Below are 13,210 nucleotides of genomic sequence, written 5' to 3'. Positions count from 1 at the left end.
CCTCTTCAGCGGACTTTCTTTTTTATTGAGATTGCTTCGTTGTCGTTCCTCCTCCTCGCAATGACGGATTGTATTCTCACTCCGCGCATTTTCAAATTCTCAAATTCTCAAATTATCAAATTATCAAATTATCAAATCAGCGCATTTCGATTTAACCACGTCCCGCTCTTGTCTTTAAAAAAACCGCTCCCACCAGCGCTTTTCGATTTCGTGGGTGTAGGAATAGTAGCCGTACCCATATTTCTTGCCGTACCGCGTATTCTCGGGTTTTACACTGTTGAGCACGAAAGCCATATTTTTGATGCCATTTTCTTTGCGGAAGTCGGCGGCGAAATCGATCATTTCCTTTTCGGTGGAATCGGATTTCACGGCGTAGAGGACCACATCGGAATTCTCCACCAGATGCAGCGTATCGCTCACCAGCATCACCGGGGCCGAATCGAGCACGATATACTGATAGCGCGTTTTCAGGTAAGCGATCATGTCATCGAACTTTACCATATCCAGCAGGTCGTTCGGATTCGGCGCGATCTGGCCGCTGAAAAGAACATCGAGGTTTTCGTTGATCCTGGAGGGGATAATAAAGCTGTCGGGCACTTTCAGGTCGGAAACCAAATAATCGGTCAACCCCACATTTTCTCCTTGTACAAAACGGTGCAGCTGCGGATTGCGGATATCGGCACCGATTATGATTACTTTGCTTTTTCCGGCCAGAGTCAGCGCCGTATTCATCGAGATGGTGGTTTTTCCTTCGCCTTTGATGGAAGAGGTGACGAGGATGGTACCGCCGTCTTCCTCGATATTCTGAGCCCGCAGCAGGAATTTCAGGTTGGAACCTAGGATGCGGAAAGCCTCCGCAAAAACCGAGAAATCATTGGGCCTTACGATGGAATTTTCCTCCGTGTTTACCGGGATCTCAGCAATGATGGAAGCTTCCGGAAAGCGCGCAAGGATATGATCTTTCGTATGTACCTTGGTATCCAGCATATTCAATGTAAAGAAGAAGAGCAGTGGCAGCAGAAAACCCGCCGCTGTAGCCCCCCAGATAATTTGCTGGTTCTGCGGTTTCACCTGCCCCGTCGTAAAGGCCGGATTCACGATCTTGGCTTTTGGTGCAGTTACTGCCAGGGTGATGGCGTTCTCTTCACGCTTCTGCAGCAGGTAGAGATACAGCTGTTCCTTGAGTGTCTGCTGCCTGTCTATACTTCGGAATTTCTTTTCCTGTGTGGGGTATTTGCTGATATCACCTTTCGCCAAATTCAGCTGCGCCGAGGCCTGCGCGATCTGCAGCTGCAAAGTCTCGCGCGACTCCAGCAGGTTTTTGCGGATGAGGTTCTTGAGGGCTGCCAGCTGCTTGTTCATTTCGACCACGGCGGGATTTTCACCGGTGGCCTGTTTCAGTACCCGGTTGCGTGTCAGCAACAGGTTGTTGTATTCGGCGATATAACTCTCGGCACCCTCGGCCAGGCCCATGCCGGAAGGCAGAAGGTTTTCGCCGCCACTCGCCGCAAGCACCGAGTTGACCAGATCCAGCTGCATACTTTGGGTGAGTATCACCTTGTTGTTTTCTTCAGCTTTGCTTACCGCAACACCTGCCTGCGTTTCCAGGTCGGTGATCTGGTTCGACTGCTTGAAGCGCTCTTTCTCACCTTCGATACCGGAGAGGTCCGCGGTAATTACATCCAGTCTTTCATTAATGAAATCCTGGGTATTCTTGGCTTCCTGGTTTTTATCATTAACCCCATCGATAATATACTGCCGGGCAAGCTCATTTAAAATATCTTCTGATTTTTTCGGTACGGGCCCTATCATGGTCACATCCATCAGCAAACCTTTGTTTTCCGGCAGACTTACCGAGAGGCTGCCCTCGAGCATAGAGACACACGCCGATATGCTCCGAAACACGACTTTGATGGGATCCTTAAGAATAATGCCGGGTTTGATGTTGATCTGCACGGTACCGAAAGGCAGTTTCGCCGGGGTACCAAAATTAAACTGCCCCGACATTCCGGCAAGTTTAAAGGCGTTCCTGCCTACAGGTTCTATGGTATATGCCGCACTTGAGAACTGGTCGGGCTGGTTGACAGACAGTATTTTCCCGTCCAGCGGACTGTCCCGGTAAAGTTCCACTTCTTTGATTTTTCCCAGGCTGAAAAAGCTGACACCCAGATTCAGGTTTCGCGCCACGGTTTCCAGGATGGGTTTGGAGACAATAATCGTAGTTTCACCCTGAAGTTCATTATCGCCACTGACTCCCATACCCAGATTTTTCAGGTCGCTCAGCGTAGAACTGTTGCCTTTGGATTCACGGAGTTTAAGTGAGGTTTTAGTGTAATACTGCGGTTGCGCATAACGCAGATAAATTTTGGCCGCCGTATAAAAGAGCACCATACTCAGCACCAGCCAGGGCCATTTTCTCAGATATCTGCCGACTTCTTTTTTGATGTTGATGGGCTTGGTGCGCTGCGTGGGCACTGAATTTTCCAGAAGTTCCATCAATACTTATTTTCGGGTTAAGGTGATAATGAGGGTAAGGATCCCCAGACCCACACCACCATATTTGATCCATTTGTCCGTCGCGGAATCGTTATTAACGGAGACCTGCTTGTTCTTATCGGGCTCTACATAAAGGATGTCATTCTGCTGCAGGAAATAATACGGTGAATTGCGGATCGAAGCCTCGGAGAGGTCCAGTGAGACGACCTCGTCTTTACCGGTCGCCTCCGACGTTCGGATCAGCTTCACGTTCGTGCGGTTGGCATCATAAGTTAAATCGCCTGCCAGCGCAATCGCCTGAAAAATATTGAGTTTCTCGGAAGAGCTGGTCTTCTGCCCCGGACTGCCCACTTCTCCCAACACACTGATGCTGAAGTTCGTAAGCGTAATGGTGACCATGGGATCTGTAAGGTACCGGCGAAGGCGGCTTTCAAGGTCGTCTTTGAGTTGCTTCTTGGTCATGCCCTTGCAATACACAGGTCCCAGAACAGGGAAAATAATGGTACCGTCGGCACCCACGATATATTCACTTGCTGACGCGCTTCCCCCACCCGCGGCGTCTGCTGCCGTTCCTGTGGAAGGCATTGATGACCTGTTGAAAGGCCGTACCGCGATTTCCTCAAAAGCAGAAACCTGGATCTGGAGTTTATCGCCTTCCTGGATATGAAGTCCTGAAAATTTGGCCTGGGAAACCTCCTGCTCGAAGTTATTGTTAGACATGTACACGATGTTCTGCTTCGGCTTACATGAAAAGAAAAGCAGGAGCAAAATGATATAAGGAAATACGGGGAAGTATTTTTTCATGGGTGTGAGAGATCAGATTACAAAAGTAAAGATTTTCAAAAGGCCTGTAATCTTAAGACCGGTTTGTGGCTTTTTACCACCAGTTTTCGTTGAGGTAATAATTAACGCCCAGTGCTAAAAGCCGGTTATAGGTATTCCTGTTGTCATTATTTGGATAAACTGTAGAAAAACCACGGTCATACCGCAGGAAAGTTTCGAACTGCTGGCTGATTTTTAATCCCACACCAAACGAAACACCGTATCCAAATTTTTTCACTTCATCGTCGCCGTTATACTGGTAATAAGCCAGGTCATAAGCAGGATCTACCTCACGTTTTTCGCGCACCAGATATTCAATACGCGGGCCGGCAAACAAATAGACATCTCTTTTCATATTGCCCTGGTGGAAGAACCACTTCAGATAAACCTGCATCGCCACATAATCGTGGTGGAATTTCTGGATCCCAAATTTATCTTCTTCGGCCTTTGCTGTTTCGCCCTGCATGCTGTACTCCAGCTGTGGCATGATATACAGCCAGGCAGAATCGAACACGTCATTTTCTACCAGCGACCACTGCCCGAAAATACCCAGGCCACCGCCGTAAGCTCCTTTAGAAACATCGTGGACACCGACGATAGAACCTTTGTGGAAATTCCCGGTCACCCCGTACTTAAAGGTCTGTGCGTGGATGCCCGTCAGCACGAAAAAGGAAACCACAGTAATAATTCTCTTCATATCATTTGTAGATAAGGCCATTGGTTTTCAGAAATATGGTGCAAATTACTTATTTTTTTTTCAAATGGTGGATTTTTTTTGTGACGGCCACAATGAGGGTTCAGAACGGTGGGGTTAAACTGTGGAAAGTAACACGCCGGTTCCTTTCAGTGGATTACAGCCAGGCGGAAATTTATAGCGTTACACTGTCGGCGTTTAATATATGCGGCTGTACCTTTTGTTATAAAATGTCAATCTTTGGAAATCAGACTTGTGTATCAGACTGAAACCTTCGGTTTTACTTAGCGTGCGGTATTCATAACAATTTCATTGATTCAGAAATAATTTTTTGGAAAGGGATAAAGAAGCGTTTAATGCTAAAGTATGTTACAGCGCGCGCACGTAGAACTCCGCAGGAGCGAAATATCTGCAGCATAAAATCAGGCATCCGTCACCATCTGGCAGTGAGTAGGAAAATTGTTCATGTCACGCCTGCGGTGCTATTGGTTTAGTGTACGCGATGTTAAATAATGACATTCCTTCTGAATTTCCTGCGGTAAAATTTCGCACTGGTCATCAACTGTACTTCACTTTTGCTTTCACCACTTTTTGATTTTTTAAGCGGCATGCTGTTCTTGTTAAACATGAATTTTTAAACATAAAGTATGAGCGCCGATGGAGTGAAATGGTTGTAAATCCATAAGCCGATCCGTTTAAATTCTGACGACGTAAATAATTTGGGGGACAAGTGATAAAAAAATACCAAAAAAACCGCCTCTGTTCGGAGACGGTTTTGGCCGGAATTAAGTGTACTGCCGCTTAAACTTGCGCAGCGAACTTCTTTCTGCTGAAATAAACTGCCATGCCAACACCCGCTATTGCAAGTAGAGGCAGATAATCATCGATGGGCGCGGCGTCCCCGCCACCATTATCTCCGTCACCTCCCGGATCGTCTTCAGCAGTCACAGCCTGCTGGTTTTTAGCATTATAACTGCGGGTGAAAACATTGCCCTCCTGGGCGTAAGTAGCGCTGATTAAGCCTGTAACAAGCAATATGGTAAATAACTTTTTCATTGGTATTTTAATTTATGATAATTTTTTTAGTAACTGTTTCACCGGTTTCCAGAAGGATTTTAACAAGTGCGACACCTTTTGATGTAACCGTAACTTCGGTGTTTTGAGAATTAACGTTTGCAGCCTTCTTTATCATCTTGCCGCTCATGTCGTAAAGTTCTACTGTTCTGATTCTGCTGGCGCCCTTGATATGAACGGTTTGACCGACCGCGTAAATAACCGTTTGATTCTTTGAAAGGTCAGAACTTCCCAACATTCCTCTGCTGAATGACACCGTGAAGCGATCCTCGTTAATTCCTTCAGTTGCTGCAAAAGAATAGTCGCCTGAAGTCAACTCGGTATCCGTTCCCAAAAGATGGTCTTTTAAATATATTTTCTGTCCATTACTAAACAGGCCTTCTTTCTTCGCGATACTGATGGTATAGTTTCCGGCTGCCAGAAAGTTTGCGGACAGCTTGATCATGTCATCGGTACCAAAAGTTCCAAGCGTATTGATTACCAACGGTTTTGTATCAACTGTGGAATAGATCACATCTGCGTTGCTGTCCAGCATTTTAGCGTCCAGTCCTTTGTCATAGCCTGATGTGGCATTTTCATTAAAGGCGATAAGCATTTGTGGTTTCGCGCCCGACGGTGCTGTCATCTGCAGCCAGAACTTGTCGGTCACACTGATTTTTGCAAAGTTTCCTGTTTCTGTCGTTTGACGCATCCCATCGTTGAAAACCAATGGCGTGTTATCAGTTCCGCGGTTTATAAAGAATCCCTGCGCCACCGGCACGTAGGGTGAGGAACCTGCCGGAACAGAACCCGACATGGTTGTAGTGACATAGTTGCTGCCGGAATATTTACCCTCTGCATCCATCTTTGCGCCCACACTGTCCCAGATATAGAAAGAACCGTTGATTTGTGGATTTGCTGCATAAAAGGTTTCCATACTGACGGCACTTGGGTAAGGGTTTCCTAAGAATACATATTCTCCGGTGATTACTGAAGGATCGTAGCTCAGAACTCCGTGATTCGGTTGAGAACCTTCAAATACGCCGTTGAACTTCTCTGTAGCCGGGTAGTCAACAAAGTTGTTTGGCGTACGGATCAGGTAGCCCTGTGCCGGACTGAAAGGCACATTAGGGTTGGGAACTTTTACATACAGTCCGTTATTGTAGGTCAGGAAACGCACGTCTAAAGTCTGGGGCGAGAATTCCTTTAAAGTCTGCGCTGCATCTTGAAGTGGACTGCTCCACGCAACATAATCCAGGCGGCTTACGTCGCGTGTACTTCTGTTCACTTTGAATGAAGAGTTCGCTCCCGCCGTAAAAGAGCCGGTCTGCACGAAGTTCGCGTTATTGTCAACAATGATTTTTCCGTTGTTAGTGACATCGCCGGTCTTCACGAATTCGCTCACGGTTAACGTTTTATTTTCGTTTACGGTTAATGTTTGCGAAGTAAAAGCTGGACCAGCATAATCTGCATCAATAACGGCTGCTTTTGTATCATTAGGAGTTCCGTTAGACCACGCTGCAGGTAAACCTGCCCACATGGTTGTGAAATATAAAGAATTACGGGGATTCGCAGCTAAAGCTTCAAAATCATCACCATTAACGTTTGTATCCTGCTTTCCACTATTTTTTCTAAAAACAGCATTTGTAACGGACGACGCCGGTGCAGCAGCCGAACCTTCATAATAATTTGCCGTTCCAAAGCCTACCAAGTCAACGATATCTCCGTTATTAGTCACAACGCCACTTAAGGGACCAGATAAGGTATGGGTTGTAGACACTAAAGCTACTTTTCCTGTCGTTCCCGACATATCCATTGATGTATTAAAAGCATAATCTGGCGTCGGAAGTAATGCGCCATTTGTACCACTTGTGGTCGTCTGAATAAGAAAATAGTTACCAGGCTCGACACTTACATTTGGTAAATAATTGTTTGAGTTATTTGTCCAGCTTCCGGTTCCTGAGGCAGAAGCATATTGCAAAGTATACCCATTGAGTGAAATAGCGGAATTTGTAGGATTATATAACTCCACATAATCTCTATTGTAAGTGGCACCGCTGTTTCCGCCTGCTCCATATATCTGACTGATCACTAAATGATTTAAAGGGGGAACTGGAGTAACCGTCACCGTAAAAGTATCATTAAACGCCGCGTAATCCGCACTTCCGGCATTGCTGGCCGTAATGGTAGCCGTACCTGCACCCCCAACTGTGAGTGTATTTCCCGAAACAGAAGCTACCGCCATATCGCTGCTAGAGTACGCTATTGTAATTCCGGCATCCGTTGTTGCGGGAAGCATAACCACTGCATCGCCGATCTGTTTATTGAGATCGGGTAAAGTAGCGGTCTGTGTTCCCTGTGCTACAGTTATTTCAAAAGCAACCGGATCAGAGGTCCCCGCCGCGTTTGTCGCAGTAAAGTTTGCGCTAAAGGTTCCCGCCGCGCTCGGAGTTCCTGAGATCTCGCCTGTTGAAGTATTTAAGTTAACGCCATCCGGCAGACTACCCGAAACTCTGGCATAAGAGTCCGGATTTTCCGACGCAACAAGCTGATAACTATAGGGAACACCTACAGTACCTGTTTGCGCAGAAGGCGTAGTAATAACCGGCCTCACAGGCATAGGCGACACTATGCCGTTCAGACTTATGTCCACAGAAGTAGCATCTGTGCTGCTTATCGAGATATTCCCGGAATAAGCTGCCGGCGATAGACCCGCTTTCATTCGCACATATACAACAGTAGACGTCAGGGTCCCACTTGTGGGAGCAAAAGTCAGTATATCAGCAAAACCGGAACCCGAAGCCTTGGAAATCTCAAAAGCAGCCGGCGCAGTGGCAGTTACATTATCTGTAAGGTTTGAACCGGATACATTAAATGATTGTTCAGTCGAGGGGCCACTACCTTCAATGTTAGTAAAACCACTTAGACTTGTCGGAGTAGCAGTGATTACGGGACCTGTTGGACTTGCCAATTTGTAAAGCTGCAAATCTTGTTGGCTTCCCGTATAGCATGCGAAACGCGGCGCGCCAGCATTATATTGTAGAAATCTTGTGGTTAATTGCTTATTTTTTATTAAAAATACTCCCGAAGAATAAGTAACTGTCCATTTTTGATTATTACTGGTAGCGGCGTCAACCAACTGCACATTATTGCTAGAACCTGTATAAGAAACAAATTTGGAAACACCTTCATTATAAATTGTTTTATCTGCGCCGATAGTCTCGATTTTCCAAACCATTTCCAAAGGTGGATTAACGATCGGTTTTACAATAATTCCTGTATAACCTAGACTTCCTGAAACCTGAGTAGTGCTACTATTCATAGCAAACTCATCAGTTTTGTTAGCGATCACGTAATACCCATCAGTTAACTCCGCTAACGAAGTGATTTTATTAAAGGTACCACTACCATAATACTGTCCCAGAACCAATCCTGAAAAAGCAAATACCATCAAAAACAGCATCCGCTGAAATAATAAATCTATTCTCATATTTAAATTGTTTTTTAATTTAAGAGCCAAATATAGAATTATTTATTAAATAAGCAGTTTCCTCCATATTAATTTTTCCGCAACCTGATAAAAGTCGCCATTTTTTGCTGACTTCATAAAATTTAACATTTCCGGCAGCTGTGGCCTTCCCGTACTTAAACACGCTCTTGACCAGTGCCCGCCTTTCGTCTTCCAAAATGCACCCGATTCTGCCGGCAACCCCTCACAATCACGTTTTACTGTCCCCACATTATCTATTATTCAACAATTTATAAATATGACCTGCAAATAAGCACTTTTACATCTTTGGGAAATACTATCTTTGACACCTGAAATCACCTCACTTAAAACCACCGCTTTAGTCCCATGATAAATACGCCTCCCGAGCCTGAAAATGAAAAACAACGCCTCGAGAAACTCGCCTTCCACGATCTGCTCGACGCCAAGAAAAATCCCCAGCTCGATGTACTTGCCGATGCCGCAGCCCTGCTTGCCGACTGTCCGCTGGCCCTGATCTCTACCATGAGCGGCGATACCCAGAACGTGCGCAGCTGCGCCGGGATGAACCTGGAGGCTGTAGCCCGCGAAAACACCATCTGCCAATACGTCATTTCCACCGGCGAAACACTGATCATCAATGATACATTAAAGGATGAACGCTCATCCACCAATCCGGCGGTCCTTGCCAGTGGTATCCGTTTCTACCTCGGTATTCCGCTGACCGACGCCGGCTTTGTCCTCGGCACACTCTGCCTGCTGGCTTACGAACCCAAAACAGTTTCCGAAACACAGCTGAAATGTCTCCACAGCCTGGCTGAAGCCATTACCAAAATGATGCTCGGCAGCAAAAGAAACCAGCAGGCCCGCTACTTCGAAGAAACCTTCAGCATTTCCCACAGCCTCATCGTTATCCTCGACAGGAACCACCTCATCAAAGAGGCCAACCCGGCCTTTCAGCATACCTTTAAACTTACACAGGACGACCTCCTTCATCAGAATTTTTTTCAGCTGATCGGCGACCGCGACTCCTCACGTAAACTCAGCCTCGATCCCTCCGACAACCATACGCTCTCCTTCACCACAACATCCCCTGCCGCCGACGGACGCACCATTACCATTGAATGGAACCTGAAACAGAAGGAAGAGCAGGACGACCTCTTCTGTTTCGGCCGCGACATTACCGACGAACTGGAGCAGAAACTGAAACTCGAAAAGTCCGAGCGCCGCTTCCGGAACTTCTTTGAAAATGCCATCGGTCTCATGAGCATCCACGATCCCGACGGGAACATCCTTGGCGTAAACAAAAAGACCCGCGAACTGCTCGGCTACACCGAGGATGAAATTAAAACACGTAATCTGCGGGACCTTATCCCCATCCGCAACCGGCACCTCCTGGACCAGTATCTCTACCGCATCAACACCAACGGCGAAGACATCGGTAATATGGTGCTGCAGAAAAAAAATGGCGAAGAAATCGTATGGATGTACCACAACCTGGCAGATACCGATGAAAACGGCAACCCCGTGATCCTGAGCACCGCCCTGAACCTCACCAGCCGGGAAAACCTGGAAAAAGACCTTATGTACGCCAAGAAAATATTGGAGCAGACTCAGGATGTAGCCCAGGTCGGTGGCTGGGAGATCAACCTGAACGAAGATCACCTTTTCTGGTCCAATGCCACGCGCAATATCCACCGCGTCCCGCCCGATTTTATGCCTACCTTCGAGGATGCCATGAGATTCTATACGCCGGAAGGTCAGGAAGTGATCTCGCGGGTTTTCAACCGTGCCGTAGAAGAAGGCATCCCTTTTGATGAGGAAGTGCAGCTGGAAAGGGCCGACGGTGTGATCATCTGGGTTCGTGTAAGAGGTGTGCCCGAATGCGAGAACGGCAGCTGCCGGAAATTATTCGGCATCATTCAGAACATTGATGCTACAAAAAAAACCCACCTGGACCTGGTGGCGAAGAAAGCCATGCTCCAGTCTTTCATCGTATATGCCCCGGGAGCTATGGCCATTTTCGATGACCAGCTCCGCTACCTTTCCGTAAGTCACGCCTGGGAAAAAGAATTCGCCACCAACAGTGCAGACCTGCTCGGCAACCACCTCTTCAAAGCCACCGTAGGTGTGCCTTATTCCCGTAAGAAAATATATCTCAACGCGCTGAAAGGCCAGGCCTACCGCAACAATGATTTCAAAGTCAGGCTGCCGCATCACACCACAGAGCAGCATTATATACTGGAAGTCACCCCATGGTACCTGCCCAATGAGGTCATAGGCGGCATCATCATCTCCGCCAATAACGTCACCCAGTCCGTAGAGACCACCCAGCAGCTGAAGATAGCCAAACACACCGCTGATCTGGCGAACCGCGCAAAATCGGAATTTCTTGCCAATATGAGTCATGAGATCCGTACACCTCTCAACGGGGTGATCGGGTTTTCGGATCTTCTGCTGAAGACACCACTTACTGAAACACAGCTGCAGTATCTTAACTTTATTAATGAGTCTGGCGAGAATCTCCTCAGCATCATTAATGACATCCTTGATTTCTCAAAGATCGAATCCGGCAAACTCGAACTGCTTGTGGAGGAAAGTGATCTGTACGAAGTCGTCAACCAGGTGATGAATGTCATCCTCTATCAGTCGCAGCGTAATAAAATTGAACTCCTGCTGAACATTCAACCCGGCTTGCCGCATATTGTAAGGCTCGATGAAACACGGCTTCGGCAGGTACTCACCAACCTCCTCGGCAATGCTTCAAAGTTCACTGAAAAAGGCGAGATAGAACTTAAAGTTACCCAGCAGCACCGTGACGACAAAGAAATAACCCTGCGCTTTGAAGTGCGCGATACCGGGATCGGCATTCCCCTCCATAAGCAGCAGCGCATTTTCGATGCCTTCACCCAGGAAGACAGCTCTGTAAGTAAAAAATATGGTGGAACCGGCCTCGGTCTCACCATTTCGAATACTATTCTCCGGTACATGGGCAGTAAACTCTCGCTGACCAGCGAACCCGATAAAGGCTCCACTTTTTTCTTCGACCTTACAGTGCCGTACGACATCAACAGCCTGCAGGTAACAGATGAGCTGCCCATCCCCTTTCACAATGTACTGGTTGTAGACGACAATGCCAACAACCGCCTCATCCTCCAGGAAATGCTGGCCTACAAAAACATCAAATCCACGCTTGCCGCCAACGGTATGCAGGCGCTCGACATTCTCGCCCGGGGCGACCGCTTCGATCTCATCCTCATGGATTATCACATGCCAGTAATGTCAGGTCTCGAAACCGTCGCCAAGATCAAGGAACTTTTCACCGAACATAACGAAATTGCGCCGCTCGTAGTACTCCATACCTCCTCGGAAGAGCATGAAGTCATCAATGAATTCCGCCGTGATGAGAAATCGTTCTGCCTGCTGAAACCCATTAAGTCACAGGAACTGTACGCACTTCTGCAGCGTGCCGCGCGGCAAAAAGGCGCGGGGCCTGTGCGGATAGAGCAGGCCGTGGAGGTTGCTGCCCAACCCGCTTTTGGCAATAACCAGCATATCCTGCTCGTAGATGATAACCGGGTCAACATGATCCTGAATAAAAAAATAATGGAATCCCTGCTGCCCACAGCCAGACTGACCGAAGCAGGCACGGGACTGGAAGCACTGGATAACTGCAGGCAGCAGCGCTTTGATCTTATCCTGATGGATGTGCAGATGCCTGTCATGGATGGGCTTGAAGCCACGAGGCAGATCCGCCGCCTTCCCGGCTATACCGATGTACCGGTGATCGGCATCTCCGCCGGCACCATTATGGGTGAAAAGGAAAAAGCCCTGGCCGCGGGTATGGATGATTTTCTGCCCAAACCGCTCCGCCAGACCGACCTTACAGAAATGCTTCAGAAATACCTATTGATGAAGGATCCTGATGAGGTCGCTGATGACATCCTATGGGAAGAACATTTTGAACCACAGCTTTTTCAGGAGCAGGTGGGCGATGATGCGGATTTTAAAGCCCTTTTCATCGACCTTGTACTTCAGGAAATGAATCAGGCTGAGGAAAAAATAATGAAGGCAACTGCCGAAAACGATACCGCTGAACTGAAAAGGGTGCTGCACAAACTGAGGGGAACCGCCGGAACTGCCGGCCTCTTTCAGCTGACAAGATTAGCCACAGCCTGCGAAAACAACCTGGATCCCCAGCAGCCAGAACCGGGAATGATTGCACGGGTATGTGGCGAGATCCGGACCGGAGTGGCAATTATGAAACAAATGTTAAATATAAAACCGTAAATATGTTGATATTAATCGCCGAAGACGACGAATTGATTTTAAAGACTATTGAACATAAACTCATTAAAGAAGGCTACCGGGTGATCCTCGCCCGCAACGGCAAAGAAGCCATCGACACGCTGAATGCCAAACATGTAGACCTGATCATTACCGATATTATGATGCCCTTTGCCTCCGGCATTGAAATTCTGTCGGCCCTGAAGAAATTCGAGAAAAAAATTCCCGTCATCATGCTTTCGAGTATGGGCCAGGAAGAAGTCATTCTGGAAGCATTCGATCTGGGGGCATACGATTTTGTAGTAAAACCTTTCAGCCCCAGTGAGTTGGCCCTGCGGATCAGGCGATTGCTTCCCGGGAAATAAATGCTA

General features: G+C 47.4%; 7 protein-coding genes. 2 read left to right on the top strand and 5 right to left on the bottom strand.

The window, feature by feature from the left end; genetic code table 11:
* Window positions 1–174 precede the first annotated feature (174 nt).
* The 5 genes from H562_RS0110020 to H562_RS0109990 all read right to left on the bottom strand — a co-directional run bounded on the left by H562_RS0110020 (window position 175) and on the right by H562_RS0109990 (window position 8,555).
* Window positions 175–2,496, bottom strand: coding sequence for a GumC family protein (locus H562_RS0110020; protein WP_027377383.1), 2,322 nt, complete (start codon window positions 2,494–2,496; stop codon window positions 175–177).
* Between the two features lie 6 nt (window positions 2,497–2,502).
* Window positions 2,503–3,300 carry a polysaccharide biosynthesis/export family protein gene (locus H562_RS0110015; RefSeq protein ID WP_027377382.1) on the bottom strand — a complete coding sequence of 266 codons (798 nt, stop codon included), beginning with the start codon at window positions 3,298–3,300 and terminating at the stop codon, window positions 2,503–2,505.
* A gap of 73 nt (window positions 3,301–3,373) precedes the next feature.
* Window positions 3,374–4,036: an outer membrane beta-barrel protein gene (locus tag H562_RS0110010; RefSeq protein WP_027377381.1), complete on the bottom strand. Its 663-nt coding sequence runs from the start codon at window positions 4,034–4,036 to the stop codon at window positions 3,374–3,376.
* A 777-nt stretch (window positions 4,037–4,813) separates the two neighbouring features.
* Window positions 4,814–5,068 (bottom strand): hypothetical protein, encoded by a 255-nt coding sequence (locus tag H562_RS0109995; RefSeq protein ID WP_027377379.1) that lies wholly within the window; start codon window positions 5,066–5,068, stop codon window positions 4,814–4,816.
* A gap of 7 nt (window positions 5,069–5,075) precedes the next feature.
* A complete protein-coding gene (locus tag H562_RS0109990) occupies window positions 5,076–8,555 on the bottom strand; it encodes a putative Ig domain-containing protein (RefSeq protein WP_027377378.1) in 3,480 nt (1,159 codons plus the stop codon).
* 366 nt (window positions 8,556–8,921) lie between these two features.
* On the opposite strand from H562_RS0109990, the gene H562_RS0109980 reads away from it, so the two are divergent.
* Window positions 8,922–12,842, top strand: a complete 3,921-nt coding sequence (locus tag H562_RS0109980; RefSeq protein ID WP_034691058.1) for a response regulator — start codon at window positions 8,922–8,924, stop codon at window positions 12,840–12,842.
* 2 nt (window positions 12,843–12,844) lie between these two features.
* Window positions 12,845–13,204 (top strand): response regulator transcription factor, encoded by a 360-nt coding sequence (locus H562_RS0109975; protein ID WP_027377375.1) that lies wholly within the window; start codon window positions 12,845–12,847, stop codon window positions 13,202–13,204.
* Window positions 13,205–13,210 lie beyond the last annotated feature (6 nt).

The sequence above is a fragment of the Kaistella palustris DSM 21579 genome (genome assembly GCF_000422265.1).
Classification (GTDB): Bacteria; Bacteroidota; Bacteroidia; order Flavobacteriales; family Weeksellaceae; genus Kaistella; species Kaistella palustris.
This window is presented reverse-complemented; position numbering and strand designations above follow the sequence as displayed.